The organism is Micromonospora sp. RB23 (assembly GCF_053585025.1).
In genome coordinates this window covers 5831777-5846649 of record NZ_CM132111.1, presented here as the reverse complement: position 1 = coordinate 5846649, position 14873 = coordinate 5831777, and the positions used below count along the sequence as shown (strand labels likewise).

13 protein-coding genes are annotated in these 14873 nt (G+C 70.9%); 6 read left to right on the top strand and 7 right to left on the bottom strand.

Going from position 1 to position 14873, the window contains the following annotated elements:
• Positions 1-65 precede the first annotated feature (65 nt).
• Positions 66-866 (top strand): alpha/beta hydrolase, encoded by an 801-nt coding sequence (locus ACTFTM_RS26550; protein ID WP_449563135.1) that lies wholly within the window; start codon positions 66-68, stop codon positions 864-866.
• Between the two features lie 38 nt (positions 867-904).
• On the opposite strand, the gene ACTFTM_RS26545 is transcribed toward ACTFTM_RS26550, so the two are convergent.
• From ACTFTM_RS26545 to ACTFTM_RS26535, 3 genes are read right to left on the bottom strand one after another with little or no spacing between them, the layout of a single operon-like run.
• On the bottom strand, positions 905-2098 hold the full coding sequence (locus ACTFTM_RS26545) for an AI-2E family transporter (protein ID WP_449563134.1): 1194 nt from the start codon (positions 2096-2098) through the stop codon (positions 905-907).
• A 50-nt stretch (positions 2099-2148) separates the two neighbouring features.
• Entirely contained in the window at positions 2149-2340 is a 192-nt protein-coding gene (locus ACTFTM_RS26540) for a DUF397 domain-containing protein (protein WP_449563133.1), read from the bottom strand.
• Positions 2331-3110, bottom strand: a complete 780-nt coding sequence (locus ACTFTM_RS26535; protein ID WP_449566738.1) for a helix-turn-helix domain-containing protein — start codon at positions 3108-3110, stop codon at positions 2331-2333. Before ACTFTM_RS26535 ends, ACTFTM_RS26540 begins: the two co-directional genes overlap by 10 nt.
• A 329-nt stretch (positions 3111-3439) precedes the next feature.
• Between ACTFTM_RS26535 and ACTFTM_RS26530 the strand changes: the two genes are divergently transcribed.
• A complete protein-coding gene (locus ACTFTM_RS26530) occupies positions 3440-3781 on the top strand; it encodes a hypothetical protein (RefSeq protein WP_449563132.1) in 342 nt (113 codons plus the stop codon).
• An 89-nt stretch (positions 3782-3870) separates the two neighbouring features.
• On the opposite strand, the gene ACTFTM_RS26525 is transcribed toward ACTFTM_RS26530, so the two are convergent.
• From ACTFTM_RS26525 to mce, 4 genes are all read right to left on the bottom strand, one after another.
• Positions 3871-5997 carry a hypothetical protein gene (locus tag ACTFTM_RS26525; protein WP_449563131.1) on the bottom strand — a complete coding sequence of 709 codons (2127 nt, stop codon included), beginning with the start codon at positions 5995-5997 and terminating at the stop codon, positions 3871-3873.
• 177 nt (positions 5998-6174) lie between these two features.
• The gene (locus ACTFTM_RS26520; RefSeq protein WP_449563130.1) at positions 6175-7440 is read right to left on the bottom strand and encodes a cell division protein DivIVA; all 1266 of its coding nucleotides are present in this window, start codon (positions 7438-7440) and stop codon (positions 6175-6177) included.
• A gap of 286 nt (positions 7441-7726) precedes the next feature.
• Positions 7727-9082, bottom strand: coding sequence for a crotonyl-CoA carboxylase/reductase (gene ccrA / locus ACTFTM_RS26515; protein ID WP_449566737.1), 1356 nt, complete (start codon positions 9080-9082; stop codon positions 7727-7729).
• A gap of 350 nt (positions 9083-9432) precedes the next feature.
• Entirely contained in the window at positions 9433-9906 is a 474-nt protein-coding gene (mce, locus tag ACTFTM_RS26510) for a methylmalonyl-CoA epimerase (protein WP_449563129.1), read from the bottom strand.
• Positions 9907-9969: 63 nt separating this feature from the next.
• Between mce and ACTFTM_RS26505 the strand changes: the two genes are divergently transcribed.
• From ACTFTM_RS26505 to ACTFTM_RS26490, 4 genes are all read left to right on the top strand, one after another.
• Positions 9970-11169 (top strand): acetyl-CoA C-acetyltransferase, encoded by a 1200-nt coding sequence (locus ACTFTM_RS26505; RefSeq protein ID WP_449563128.1) that lies wholly within the window; start codon positions 9970-9972, stop codon positions 11167-11169.
• A gap of 226 nt (positions 11170-11395) precedes the next feature.
• The gene (meaB, locus tag ACTFTM_RS26500; protein ID WP_449563127.1) at positions 11396-12400 is read left to right on the top strand and encodes a methylmalonyl Co-A mutase-associated GTPase MeaB; all 1005 of its coding nucleotides are present in this window, start codon (positions 11396-11398) and stop codon (positions 12398-12400) included.
• A 128-nt stretch (positions 12401-12528) separates the two neighbouring features.
• Positions 12529-12945, top strand: coding sequence for an Asp23/Gls24 family envelope stress response protein (locus tag ACTFTM_RS26495; RefSeq protein WP_449563126.1), 417 nt, complete (start codon positions 12529-12531; stop codon positions 12943-12945).
• A gap of 106 nt (positions 12946-13051) precedes the next feature.
• The gene (locus ACTFTM_RS26490; protein ID WP_449563125.1) at positions 13052-14740 is read left to right on the top strand and encodes an acyl-CoA mutase large subunit family protein; all 1689 of its coding nucleotides are present in this window, start codon (positions 13052-13054) and stop codon (positions 14738-14740) included.
• Positions 14741-14873: the final 133 nt, after the last annotated feature.

Sequence of the window (14873 nt, the reverse complement as noted above, 5' to 3'; positions counted from 1 at the left end):
CGATCTGGATCACCCTGTTCGTGCCTCGGTGGGCGGCGGCGGCGACTTCGCGACAGACTTGGGCGGTGAGCACAGCGATCCGCGCGTCCTCGATCCTGCCCGGCCGCCGGGAGGACATCGAGCTGCACACCGCCGACGGACTGCGGCTGGTCGGCGAGCTGGCCCTGCCGGCCGACCGGCCGCCGGTGGCCACCCTGGTCTGCCTGCACCCGCTGCCCACGCACGGCGGGATGATGGACAGCCACGTGTTCCGCAAGGCCGCCTGGCGGCTGCCCGCGCTGGCCGACCTGGCCGTGCTGCGGTTCAACACGCGCGGCACCAGCAGTGTGCGCGGCACCAGCGAGGGCGCCTTCGACGGCGCGGTGGGCGAGCGGTACGACGTGGCCGCCGCGATCGAGTACGCGGAGTTCGCCGAACTGCCCAACATCTGGCTGGTCGGCTGGTCGTTCGGCACCGACCTGGCCCTCAGGTACGGCTGCGACCCGGCCGTGGCCGGAGCGATCCTGCTCTCCCCGCCGCTGCGCTACTCGACGCCGGACGACCTGGCGACCTGGGCCACGTCCGGTCGGCCGCTGGTGGCTCTGGTCCCCGAGTTCGACGACTACCTGCGTCCGCCCGAGGCGCGCGAGCGGTTCGCGGCGGTGCCGCAGGCCGAGGTGGTCGGGGTGCCCGGCGCGAAGCACCTCTGGGTGGGTGACGCGGAGACGGTGCTCGACGAGATCGTCAAGCGGGTCAATCCCGCCGTCGAGGTGCCCCTGCCGGCGACGTGGGACGGGCCGATGGAGGCCGGCGACGTCAGCGCGTACGCCGACCGGACGGTGGCCGCCTTCGCCGACACTCCCGTCCCCGGCCCGGCGGCCGACTGACCCCGCGCGGCTCCGCTCCGGTCCCGCTCCTGGCGGGGTCAGTTCCGTTCCTGGCGGGGGAGCACCACCTCGCGCAGGATCAGTTGCAGCGCGGCCACCGTGGGGATGGCGATCAGCGCGCCCACCACGCCCAGCAGCGCCACGCCGAGCAGGGCCGCCAGCAGGGCGGCGACCTCGTTGACCTCCACCGAGCGCCGCATCACCTTCGGGTAGATGAGGTAGTTCTCGATCTGCTGGTAGACGAGGAAGAACACCGCGCAGGCGATGCCGGTGGGCAGGTCGGCGGCGAAGCCGACCAGGCTCACGATCACCGCGCCCAGGGTCGCGCCGATCTGCGGGATCAGATCGGTTACCGCGACGACCACGGCCAGCGCGAACGGGTACGGCAGGCCAACGATGAGCGCGAAGACGAACGTGGTCGCGCCAGCGAGGACCGCGATGCTCAGCGCGCCGACCATGTACGCGCCCACCTTGGTCAGGATCGCATCGCCGATCAACGCGGCCCGTTCGCGGCGCGAGCGGGGGACCAGCGCGTAGCCCAGGGAACGCAGCTTGTCGAAGTAGGCCAGGAAGTAGATGGTCAGCACCAGCACGGTCAGCGTCCGGAACACCGTGCCGAAGATCAGTTGCGCCCCGCCGAGCACTCCGCCGAGCGCCCGGCCGATGGTGTCGGCGTTGGCCGCGCCCTGCACCCGCTCCACCACGTCGTACCGCTCCACCAGGTCGTTGACCGTGGGATTGCGGCGCAACTCGTCGAGCAGGCTCGGGATCTGGTCGATGAACTGTCCGGACTGCGTCACGATCGGCGGGACCAGCGCCACGATGCCGCCGCAGAGCAGCAACACCACGGTCAGCGCCACCACCGCCACCGCCAGGCCGTGGGGCACACCCCAGGTGCGTAGGCGCACCACCGCCGGGTTGAGGCCCACCGCGAGGAAGAGAGCGATCACGACCAGCACCAGAATGCCGCCGGCATTCCGAATCCCCAGATAGAGGGTGTACGCCAACAGCACGCCCAGCGCGCCGGTGAAGCCGACCAGGAAACTGCTGCGCCGCAGCGGACGCCCCGGCGTGCCGAACTTCCCGGACGGAACCGCCGGGGGCTCGTCCGGGTCGAAACCCGGGGCCGGCACGGGCACCGGCGGTGGCGTCTCCGCTGGTGGTGGCGTCTCCGCCGGCGGTGGCGTCTCCGCCGGCGGTGGCGTTTTCGCTGACGGGGGACCAGGGGGCATAGCCGGGTCGTCGCCGGACGGGTCGCGCTGCGGCACCGAGAACCTCCGGCTCAGGCGGCGGGGAGACGACGCGTGGCGGCCACGAACACCCGCCACGCGGCCGGCGCGAAGACCAGGACCGTACCCGACGGGTCCTTGCTGTCCCGCACCCCCACGAACCCGGGCAGGTTGTCCGCCACCTCGACACACTCACTGTTACCGCTGCGAGTGGAGGTGCGCCAAACTGCGCCGCTCAGGTGCATGAATCCACTACTTCCTTCATCAAATCAATCGAGTGTCGATGAGAGAGCGCTTCGTTCCGGACCGTTTCCCACCGTGAGAGCAGCGTAGCTACGTCGCCATCTTGGTCAACCACGACGCCGGCAAGCTGGTTTTCGAGGTTGCCGACCCAGCCACCGTCCCCGCTGGCTGCAAGCGTGAAGGGTCCGGACATCCCGACGTGCACTCCAACGTCGGTGGTAACGACGTGCACGCTGATCGGCGGCCGCTGGGCGCATGTGATCAGGTGGGTGAGTTGCTCGAACATCAGACCACGCATGTGTTCGGCGGAGTGCCGCAGCGCACGCTCGTCGACTACGGCGATCAACTGCGGCGGATCGGGCTGCTCAAGGATGGACTGGCGGTCCAGGCGGGCGTGGACTCGGCGTTCCACCTCGTCGTCGCTGAGCAGGTCGTCGCAACGGATCACGGCACGGGCGTAGTTCTCGGTCTGCAGCAGTCCCGGGATCAGCGTGGGCTGGAAGCACCGCAGTTGGCGGGCACTGCGCTCGGCATCCAGCCACGGACGGAACCAGCTCGGCTGACCGTCTCGCTCGGCGAGCTTGAGCAGGTGGACGAGGAGGCCGTCGGTGGCCAGCACCTCGTCGGCGCGGGCCAGGAACAGCCGGTCCAGGGGCCGTTGGCCCAGTTCCAGCGCCGACACCATCGAGCCGGAATAGTGGACCAGCCGGCCGAAGTCCTCCTGGCTCATTCCGGCTGCGGTCCGCAGCCGACGCAACTGTGCGCGGATCATGTCGGCCGTCGGGGCGACGTCGCCTTCCACAGTGCCTCCGCAGGTCGAGGGTCGATTCCACCGGCTGTCCCGGCGCGCCACGCCGTCGACACAGTGCCGCCGTCGAACACCGTGCTGCCTTCCGACCGTAGTGGTCTGGTCAGCAGACTGTCACGTACCGGATCGTGCGGCTGTCGTCGCCCCGCGCCCTGTCCCGGCGGCGCAACCGTTTCCAGTCGAGGAGGTACCCATGCCCGGTTCCCGCCGTGCCGGTCGCGCGCTGCCCGTCGCAGCATCCCGGTCGAGATGTACGCCGTCGGGCTCTGGACCGGGGTGACCGGGAGCGTACGTTGGCATCGGGGCTGCCCCAGCCGCGACTTGGGCCGTACCCCGCGTTGCCCCGACCCTGCGGTGCGCGGACGCCGCACACTCCGCTGCGACCGATGTGGTGCTGCCGCGCCGACGGTCGACCATGGCCCTGCCCGGATGCCCGGCTGCTGCTCAAGGCGGAGTTCGACGAAGACCCTGTCGCGCTGACCATCTACCTGGCCGGGCTCTACCACGAGGCAGCACACGACCTCTACCAGCTCAATCCCTACGACGGGCCGACGCCCAGAGAGTTGTTCGAACGTTTCGTGGCGTGGGGGCCGTTCCGCCGCCCGATCATCGATCCACCCCCGGACATCAGCTAGAACCTGCTGGCTCCGTGCAGATCTTGGACACTTCCCGTCACGCGTTAACGGAAACTGTCCAAGATCTCGACGCTCGGTGTGGGCGTTCGTCAGTCCTTCTCGATCGTGACCTTGCTGGGCTTGGCGCTGCGCTCGTCGGTGGTCGGCTTGCTGGGGCGTTTGCCGTTCTCGCCGGTGCTGGTGATCTTGGTTGGCTTGGCGCCCCGGCCACCCTCGCCCGGAACGGCCGCCACTGTCGGTTCGCCGTCCACCCCTGCGCTGGCCGCGCCACCGTCGACCGTGGTCACCGGCTCGGCCACCGGCCGAGTGGTGGGCTGCCCGGCCTCGCCGGTGCTGGCGTTCGCCGGGGCATCGGCGGGCTGGGCCCGGAGACCACCTGCCGCATCGCCGCCAACGGCTGCACCGTCACCGTCGGCCGGGCCGTTCCCGCCACTGGCTGCCCCGGCGATCTTGATCGGTGCGTCGGCATCGACGTCGTCGGCCGTACCGCTGCCACCGCTGGTCGCCACGGTCGCGGCACTGCCGTTGGCCGCCACGGTCGCTGCACTGGCCGGCGCGTCGGGGCGGTCGCCGGTTGCCGGGGCCGTCGGGCCGTCGACCGGGCCGGCAATGTTGCGCAGCCGCAACTCGGCCATCTGGCGCTCGATCTCGTCGGACTCCTGCCGGGCCTTCCAGGTCTCCTGCCGCAGGTCGGCGAGCTGTTGCTGGGCCTGCGCGATCTCCAACATCACCTGCGCGAGCTGCTGACGGCCCGCCGCCGCCTCCTGCTGCGTCGCCGCCAGGTGCTGCTGCGTCGTCGCGAGATGCTGCTGGGTGGTGGCCGCGTACTCCTCGAACTGGCGGCGCGAGGCAGCGACGTGCTCGTCGGCCTTGCGGCGCTTGTCACCCGCCTCGGTCTCGGCGCGGCTCAGCATCTCGGCGGCCTCGGTCTCGGCGCGCTGGCGCAGCGTCGCCGCGTCCGCCTCGGCCGCCTGACGGATCGCGTCCGCGCCCTGCTCGATCTCGTTCTTGCGGCTGGTGTACTCGGTCTCCAGCTCGTCGCGGCGTGCGGTCCAGCTTGACTCCAGCTCCTGCTGGCGCGACTCGTGCTGCTTGTCCAGCTCGTCACGGCGCTTGGCGAACTCCTGCTCGGCGGTGGACCGTCGCTGGGCCAGCTCCCGATCGGCCGCCTCGCGCCGCGAGTTGACCTCCTGCTCCACGCCGGCCCGCCAGGCGCCCAACTCCTGCTGCGTCTGCGCCCGGGACTGCTGCACGTACGTCTCGGTCTCGCCGCGCATGCGCTGCACGTACGCCTCGGTCTCGGCCCGGCTGCGCTTGGCCGCCTCGGACGCCTGCGTGGTGAGTCGCTCCGCCTCCTGCTGGGCCTTGGCCCGCGTGGCCCGGCCGGCCATCGAGGCGTCGTCGATGATCTGCTTGGCCTCCTGCTGGGCCTTGGCGTGGGTCGCCCGGCCCGCCTCGGTCGCGGTGTCGGTGAGCCGCTTGGCCTCCTGCTGCGCCTTGACGTGTACTTCCTTGGCCGCCTCGCGCAGCTCGGCCGCCTCCTGGCGGGCAGTGGCCAGCGCCTCGCGGGCCTCCTCGCGCAGCTTGGTGGCCTCCTGTTGGGCCCGGGTGTGGATCTCCTTGGCGGTGTCCCGCAGTTGGGTGGCCTCCTGCTGGGCCTTGGCCAACTCGTCCTGCGCCGCCTTGCGCAGCTTCGCCGACTCGTCCTGGGCCGAGCGCAGGGTCGCGTCCGCCTCCGCGCGTCGGGAGGCGCTGTGGCGCTCCTCCTCCTGGCGTCGGGCCGCGAGGGCGATCTCGAAGTCCTTCAGTGCCCGGGCGGCCTGCTCGCGGGCTTCCTCGATGATGTGCTCGGCGGCGGCCCGACGGGCGTCGATCTCCTCGTTGGCCGCGGACAGGATCTGCTCGGCCTGCTCCTCGGCGAGGGTGAGGATCGACTCGACCCGGGGCCCCAGGTGCCGGAAGGAAGCCCGGTCGACCACGTTCATCTGCTTGCGGACCTGGGTCAGGTCCCGCTGCAGCACCTCAACCTGGCCGGCGAGCTTGTGGATCTGTGTATAGGCCTGTTCCCGTTCGGCGGCGAGGGTCGCGATCTCGTGCTCGGCACGCGCGACGTACCGGTCAACCTGTTTCTTCTCGTACCCCCGCAGAGCGGACTCGAAGCTGGGCTCCGTGGTCACGTCCCCGCCGAGAGCGAACAGTTCCTCGCCGTGCGACATGCCCCCATCCTCACACGCATCGCCCGCGGCTGGGGCGATACGGACGCCGCTTGTGGGACCTACTTCACTCCGTGGCGAGGGCGCCACACCAAGGGTTGGGAAACGCACACGGCGCGAGGTCACACCGGTTACCCGGTGTCACCTCGCGCCGTCGATGCCCCGACCTGACGCCTCGCGTCAGCCGGCGGTCTCCGCGGTGACCCGCTCCTGAGCGCCGTCGGTCTTCTTCGTCTCGGTCTTCGTCGCGGCGGCGGGCGGCGACGCCGGAACGCCGGGCACGATGCCGGCGAGCCCGGAGAGCATCTGCCCGAGCTGCGAGGTGACCGCGTCCTTCTGCCGGGTGAGGTCCTCGACCTCGCGGCGGGCGGCCTGCGTGGTCAGCTCGGCCTCGGTGCGGGCCTCGGTGAGCAGGCGCTGCGACTCGGCCTTGGCCTCGTTGAGCATCTTGTCGGACTGCGCCTTGGCCTTGTCGACCGTCTCGGCGGCGTTGCGCTCCGACTCGACCCGACGGGCCTCGGCGCGCTGCTCGATCTCCTTGGCGCGCTCCTGGGCGGCGCGGGCGCGCTGCTCGGCCTCGCTGACCATCTTCTGGGTCTGCGACACCTGGGCGGCGTGCCGCTCGGACTCCTCGCGCTCGGCCTTCTCGCGCCGCTCGGCGAGTTGCAGCTCCAGCGCCTGGAGGTCCTTGTCGCGCTTGTCCCGGGCGTCGGTCAGCAGCTTGGTGGCCTCGGCGCGCTTCTCCTCGGCCTCGCGGGCGGCCTTGGCCCGCTGCTGGGTGATCTCCCGCTCGGCGGTGGCGCGCAGGGTGGCCACCTCCCGCTCCACGGTCGACTTCAGCTCGGCCACCTCGTGGGCCGTGACCGTCCGCAGCTGCTTCGTCTCGCGGTCCGCGTCGGCGCGCAGCGTGTCGGCCTCGCGGCGGGCCTGCACCCGGACCTCGGCGGCCTCCCGCTCGGCGGCGGTACGCAGGTTGCCCGCCTCGCGCTCCGCGGTGGCCTTCATCGCGGCGGCCTCGGCACGGGCCTTGTCCGTGATCTCCCGCGCCTCGAGGCGGGCGGCGGAGAGGATGCCCTCCGACTCGCGCTTGGCCTCGTTGCGGTGGTCGTTGGCCTGCTCCTCGGCGAGCCGGAGGATCTGCTCGACGCGGGTGCCGAGCCCGGAGAGGGTGGGCCGGCTGTTCTCTTCGAGCTGCTTGTTGGTGTCGGTGAGCTTCTGCTCCAGCGCACTCATGCGCTGCTCGGCCTGGCGGAGACGACGCTGGGCGTCGTTCATCCGCTGCTCGGCCTCGGCACGGGCCTGCTCGGACTGGGTCAGCGCGGCGGTCATCCGGCCGATGAAGTCATCGACCTGGTGAGTGTTGTATCCGCGCAGGCCAACGGTGAAATCTGGCTGCGAGTTCGCGTTATCGAAGAACGCGAGAGGGGAGGACTGCTGCTGGGGCATTGGGACATACTGGCAGACGCCCCAGGGTGCTTCGCAAGAGCGGTACGCAGCTTTCGTCTCCTCTTTACATGGTCAACTGCCCTGGCCGTCGTGCCTGGACCAATCGGCGATCTTGGCAGCTCCCGGGCCGGTCGGAGGCCACGCAGCGTGACGCGAAAAAGGGCCACGGGGTGTGTCCCGTGGCCCTTTGTTCGACCCGCGTGGGTTCTGGCTAATGGGGGTGGAAGAACAATGGCCGATCACCGCATTGGCCATCGGGTGCTCATCCGTCCGGCCGGTGTCCCGCTCAGTGCCCCCGGAACCGGTTGATCGCCTCCTCGTGCCGGGCCCGCAGCTCCCCGTCGCGGACACCGAGTCCGTCCGACGGCGCGAGGCAGCGCACACCGACCTTCCCCTGGTGCGCGTTGCGGTGCACCTCGTACGCCGCCTGACCGGTCTGCTCGAGGGAGTAGGTGCGGGACACCGTCGGGTGCACCTTGCCGAGCGCGACCAGGCGGTTGGCCTCCCACGCCTCGTGGTAGTTGGCGAAGTGGCTGCCCACGATCCGCTTGAGGTGCATCCACAGGTAGCGGTTGTCGTACTGGTGCTGGAATCCGCTCGTGGACGCGCAGGTGACGATGGTGCCACCGCGGCGGGCCACGTAGACGCTCGCGCCGAACGTCTCCCGGCCGGGGTGCTCGAAGACGATGTCCGGGTCCTCCCCGCCGGTCAGCTCGCGGATCCGCTCGCCGAACCGTCGCCACTCGTCCGGGTCCTGGGTCTCCTCGTCCTTCCAGAACCGGAAGCCCTCGGCGGCGCGATCGATGACCAGCTCCGCGCCCATGCTGCGGCACAGCTCGGCCTTCTCCGGCGAGGAGACGACGCAGACCGGGATGGCGCCACCGTTGAGGGCCATCTGGGTCGCGTACCCGCCGAGACCACCGGACGCGCCCCAGATCAGCACCACGTCGCCCTGCTTCATGTTGGCGCCGTGGTGGGAGATCAGCTGCCGGTACGCGGTCGAGTTGACCAGTCCCGGGCTGGCCGCCTCCTCCCAGCTCAGGTGACGCGGCTTGGGCATCAGCTGGTTGGCCTTGACCACGGCGAGCTCGGCCAGCCCACCGAAGTTGGTCTCGAACCCCCAGATGCGCTGCTGCGGATCGAGCATCGTGTCGTCGTGCCCGGCGGCGTCCTCCAGCTCGACCGAGAGGCAGTGCGCGACGACCTCGTCGCCGGCCACCCACCGGGTCACCCCGGGGCCGGTTCGCAGCACCACGCCGGCCGCGTCCGAACCGACCACGTGGTACGGCAGGTCGTGCCGGCGGGTCAGCTCGGAGACGCGACCGTAGCGCTCCAGGAACCGGAAGGTGGACACCGGCTCGAAGATGCTGGTCCACACCGTGTTGTAGTTGATCGCGCTGGCCATCACGGCGATCAGCGCTTCGCCCGGCCCGAGTTCCGGCGTCGGCACCTCCTGCACGTGCAGCGCCTTGCGGGGGTCCTTGTCCCGGGTGGACATTCCGTCGAACATCCGGGACTCCTCGGCGCGGACGACCACGCCTCGGTAACTGTCCGGTACGGGCAGTCCGGCGACGCCGGCCAGTTCCCGGTCCGGGTCGTTCGATTCCTCCGCCGCCATGATCGCTTCGAGGATGTCCTGCACGGTGACCTCCGGTTCGTCCCGCACCCGCGCGGGCCCGGGTGCTGCCATCGTCGGCGCCGGTGGGACGCGACCGCCATGTCGGCATTCGACACATCCGGCACCGGCCGCGCTCCTGTGGGCCGGGACGTTACTGAACGGTAGCTAAAGCCGGAAGTCCTCTGTGAAAAACTGCATCCGCCGATGCGTGAAGGTGCCCGACCAGCGCGAAAACCGCGCACCGCCGCGCGCACAACCTCCGGTGCCGCCCCCACGGCCCCGGCCGCCCCGTCCGGGTGATCAAGAGGTTGGCGTCATCCCGGGGCCCGGAAATGACGCGAACCTCTTGATCACCGGGAGCGGGGGTCGGTTCGTCAGTGCGTCGCGGCGGGTTGGACCAGCTCGACCAGGACGCCGCCCGCGTCCTTCGGGTGGACGAAGTTGATCCGGCTGTCCGCGGTGCCGCGTCGCGGCTCGTCGTAGAGCAGTCGCATCCCCCGCTCGCGCAGCGCCGCGCAGGCCACGTCGATGTCCGCCACGGTGTACGCGACCTGCTGCACGCCCGGCCCGTTGCGGTCCAGGAACTTCGCGATCGTGGACTCCGGGGTGAGCGGAGCGAGCAACTGCACGCAGCCGCCCTCGGTGGTCGGTCCGACGGCCAGCATCGCTTCCCGTACGCCCTGCTCCGCGTTGGTCTCGACGTGTACGCAGCGCATCCCGAAGGTCCGCTGGTAGAAGTCGATCGCGGCGTCCAGGTCGGCCACGGCGATGCCCACGTGATCGATCTTGCGAAGTCCGATGTCTGTGACGTAGTCGGCACCGGGCTCGGCGGGGGAGTTCTCTGTCATGGCGTTAGTCTGGCCGAACCATCGTTCAGGCGTACAGCTCGGCACCCCCCCTCGGAGGCAGGCATGGCTTCGGTGATCGTCAGCGGCGCGCGTACCCCCATGGGCCGGCTGCTGGGCAACCTCAAGGACCTCCCGGCCACCAAGCTCGGCGGGATCGCCATCAAGGCCGCCCTGGAGCGTGCGGGGGTCAGCCCCGACCAGGTCCAGTACGTGATCATGGGGCAGGTGCTCCAGGCCGGCGCCGGTCAGATCCCGGCCCGGCAGGCGGCGGTCGAGGCCGGCGTGCCGATGTCCGTGCCGGCGTTGACCATCAACAAGGTCTGCCTGTCCGGCCTGGACGCGATCGCCCTCGCCGACCAGCTCATCCGCGCCGGCGAGTTCGACATCGTGGTGGCCGGCGGCATGGAGTCGATGACCAACGCCCCGCACCTGCTGATGGGTCAGCGCACCGGCTACAAGTACGGCGACGTGGTGGTCAAGGACCACATGGCGCACGACGGGCTCAGCGACGCCTGGGACTGCTGCTCGATGGGCGAGTCGACCGAGCGGCTCGGCAGCCGGCACGGCATCACCCGCGAGGAGCAGGACGCGTTCGCCGCGACCAGCCACCAGCGGGCCGCCGCGGCGCAGAAGAACGGCCACTTCGCCGAGGAGATCGCCCCGGTGCTGATCCCGCAGCGCAAGGGTGACCCGCTGGTGATCAGCGACGACGAGGGCATCCGGCCGGACACCACCGTCGAGTCGCTGGCCAAGTTGCGGCCCGCCTTCGCCAAGGACGGCACCATCACCGCCGGCAGCTCCTCGCCGATCTCCGACGGCGCCGCCGCCGTGGTCGTGATGAGCAAGGCCAAGGCCAAGGAGCTGGGTCTGACCTGGCTGGCGGAGGTCGGCGCGCACGGCAACGTGGCCGGCCCGGACAACTCGCTGCACTCGCAGCCGTCCAACGCGATCAACCACGCCCTCAAGAAGGGCGGCCTGAGCATCGAGGACCTCGACCTCATCGAGATCAACGAGGCCTTCGCGCAGGTCGGTATCCAGTCCACGCGTGACCTCGGCATCAGCCCGGACAAGGTCAACGTCAACGGCGGCGCGATCGCCCTCGGGCACCCGATCGGCATGTCCGGCGCGCGTCTCGTACTCACTCTCGCCCTGGAGCTGAAGCGGCGCGGTGGCGGCACCGGCGCGGCGGCGCTGTGCGGCGGCGGCGGCCAGGGCGACGCGCTGATCATCCACGTTCCGGGGAAGACCGAGAGCGACAGGTGAGCGCGAGGAGTGAGCCGGTTCTGCGAGCCCCGCAGTCGCGAACAGAGGTGGCCGTGAGCGCGAGGAGTGAGCCGGTTCTGCGAGCCCCGCAGTCGCGAACAAAGGTGGCCGTGAGCGCGAGGAGTGAGCCGGTTCTGCGAGCCCCGCAGTCGCGAACAAAGGTGGCCGTGAGCGCGAGGAGTGAGCCGGTTCTGCGAGCCCCGCAGTCGCGAACAAAGGTGGCGCAGTGAGCGAAGCGGCCGAGCACGTCCCGTCGGCGAGCAGCACGTCGGTGCGCCGCAGCCGGGACGTACCGCTGCTGGTCGAGCGGGCCCGCGCCGGTGACCCCCGGGCGGTGGCCCGCCTGATCACCCTGGTCGAGAACGGCGACGCGCTGCTGCCGGCGATCGCCGCCGCGCTGGCGCCGTACGCCGGTCAGGCCCAGGTGGTCGGGTTGACCGGCTCGCCCGGAGTGGGCAAGTCGACCACCACCAACGAGATGGTCCGCGCGCTGCGGGCGCGCGGCCACCGCGTGGGCGTGCTGGCGGTGGATCCGTCCAGCCCGTTCACCGGCGGGGCGATCCTCGGCGACCGGGTGCGGATGCAGGACCACGCGACCGACCCGGGCGTCTACATCCGGTCGATGTCCAGTCGGGGCCACCTCGGCGGGCTGGCGGCGGCGACGCCGCAGGCGGTCCGGGTGCTGGAGGGCGCGGGCTGCGACGTGGTGCTGGTGGAGACCGTCGGCGTCGGGCAGGCCGAGGTGGAGGTGGCCTCGCTGGCCGACACCACGCTCGTGCTGCTCGCCCCGGGCATGGGCGACGCCATCCAGGCCGTCAAGGCCGGCATCCTGGAGATCGCCGACGTGTTCGTGGTGAACAAGGCCGACCGGGACGGCGTCGACGCCACGGTCCGCGACATCCAGGGCATGATCGCGCTGGGCGAGCGCGGGCCGGGGCAGTGGCGGCCGCAGGTGGTCCGCTCGGTCGCGGCCCGGGGCGAGGGCATCGACGACATCGCCGCCGCCCTCGACAAGCACCGCGGTTGGCTGGTCGAGCACGGCGAGCTGCGGCGCCGGCAGGAGGCGCGGGCCGCCGCCGAGATCGAGGCCATCGCCCTCGGCGCCCTCCGCGCGCGGATGGGCTCACTGCGCGACGGTACGGAGTTGAGCACGCTCGCCGCCAAGGTCGCCGAGGGCGCGATCGACCCGTACGCGGCGGCGGACGAACTGCTCGCCCAGCTGGCGAACTGACCCGGGGCCGTCGGCCGCGAAGCGCCCTCCGGTTTTAGTAGGCTCGCGCCGCGCGGCAGCGGACTGCCACGCGGTGGACCGTCGAGCCGGTCGGTCCACAGTGCACCGGGACCAGGGGAGATGTGATCATGACGGACGCGGTGGAGAACGCCGGCGCGGCGCAGCCGACGACGGGCGCGGCCCGGGGTGTGACGTCGGTTTCCGACGAGGTGGTGGAGAAGATCGCCGGTGCGGCCGCCCGCGCGGTGCCCGGCGTCGCCGACCTCGGTGGTGACGTGGCCCGGTTCTTCAACAGCGTGCTCGACAAGGTCGGCCTGGACGAGGTGGGCGACGCCCGCCGCGGTGTCTCGGCCGACGTGAAGGGCACCTCCGCCGTCATCAACGTGGTCCTGGTGATCGACGCCGGTTCCGTCGTCGCCGACGTGACCGAGGGGGTGCGGACCGCCGTGATCGAGGCGGTGGAGAAGTACGGCCTGACGGTCACGCAGGTCAACGTCACGGTGGACGACATCGAGCTGAACCAGCCGGGCGCCGCCGCCGTCTGACCGTGGACCGCCTGGTTACCCGCCGGTACGGCGCGACTTAGCGATCGTTCAGGCAAGGGCTCTACACTCGATGTGCTAGTCGAGGAACCGAGGAGGAGCCCTGCGCATGGACGCCGACGAGATCGCCGCCGGACGGGCACGCTGGCAGGCCCGGTACGACTCCGCGCGCAAGCGGGACGCCGACTTCACCACGCTCTCCGGGATGACCGTCGATCCGGTGTACGGGCCGCCCGAGGGCGCCTCCTACCCGGGTTTCGAGCGCATCGGCTGGCCGGGCGAGTACCCGTACACCCGGGGTCTGTATCCCACCGGCTACCGCGGTCGGACCTGGACGATCCGGCAGTTCGCCGGCTTCGGCAACGCCCAGCAGACCAACGAGCGCTACAAGATGATCCTCGGCGCCGGCGGTGGCGGCCTGTCGGTCGCGTTCGACATGCCGACGCTCATGGGCCGCGACTCGGACGACCCGCAGGCGCTCGGCGAGGTCGGCCACTGCGGCGTCGCCATCGACACCGCCACCGACATGGAGGCGCTCTTCGACGGCATCGACCTGGCCGGCGTCACCACCTCGATGACCATCTCCGGCCCGGCCGTGCCGGTGTTCTGCATGTACCTGGTCGCCGCCGAGCGGCAGGGCGCCGACCTGTCCAAGCTGGACGGCACGCTGCAGACCGACATCTTCAAGGAGTACATCGCGCAGAAGGAGTGGCTCTTCGACCCGGAGCCGCACCTGCGCCTGATCGGCGACCTGATGGAGTACTGCGCGGCCGAGATCCCGCGCTACAAGCCGCTGTCGGTCTCCGGCTACCACATCCGCGAGGCGGGCTCGACCGCCGCGCAGGAGCTGGCGTACACCCTGGCCGACGGTTTCGGCTACGTGGAGCTGGGTCTGTCGCGCGGGCTGGACGTGAACGTGTTCGCGCCGGGGCTGAGCTTCTTCTTCGACTCGCACCTCGACTTCTTCGAGGAGATCGCCAAGTTCCGCGCCGCCCGTCGGATCTGGGCCCGCTGGTTGCGCGAGGTCTACGGAGCGACCAGCGAGAAGGCGCTCTGGTTGCGCTTTCACACGCAGACCGCCGGGGTGTCGCTCACCGCGCAGCAGCCGGTCAACAACGTCGTTCGTACGGCCGTGGAGGCGCTCGCCGCGGTGCTCGGCGGCACCAACTCGCTGCACACCAACGCGCTGGACGAGACCCTCGCGCTGCCCACCGACGAGTCCGCCGAGATCGCCCTGCGCACGCAGCAGGTGCTGATGGAGGAGACAGGTGTGGTCAACGTGGCGGACCCGCTCGGCGGCTCCTGGTACGTCGAGGCGCTGACCGACAAGATCGAGGCCGAGGCGGAGGAGATCTTCGCCCGCATCCGTCAGCTCGGCGGTGAGGGGCCGCACCAGATCGGCCCGATGACCTCCGGCATCCTGCGCGGTATCGAGGACGGCTGGTTCACCGGGCACATCGCCGAGTCGGCCTTCGTCTACCAGCAGGCGCTGGAGAAGGGCGACAAGAAGATCGTCGGCGTGAACTGCCACACCGGCACGGTCGCCAAGGAGCTGGAGATCCTGCGCATCTCGCACGAGGTGGAGCTGGAGCAGCGCCGGGTGCTCGCCGAGCGCAAGAGCGCGCGGAACGAGGACGCGGTCCGCGCGGCGGTGGCCCGGATGGTCGAGGTCAGCCGCACCGACGGGAACATGATCCCCGCCATGCTCGACGCCGTCCGTGCCGAGGCCACCCTCGGCGAGATCTGCGACGCCCTGCGAGCCGAGTGGGGCACCTACCGCGAACCCGCCCGCTTCTAACCCCGTCCCCACCCCCGTCGATCTTGCGGTTTCTGTGGTGGCAAAAGCCGCAAAAGTGACGTAGCGGCAACCGAAAGCGCAAGATCGGCGGGGCTGGGGACCCGGGGCCGTTTCGGCTTCTTCGGTGGGCGTG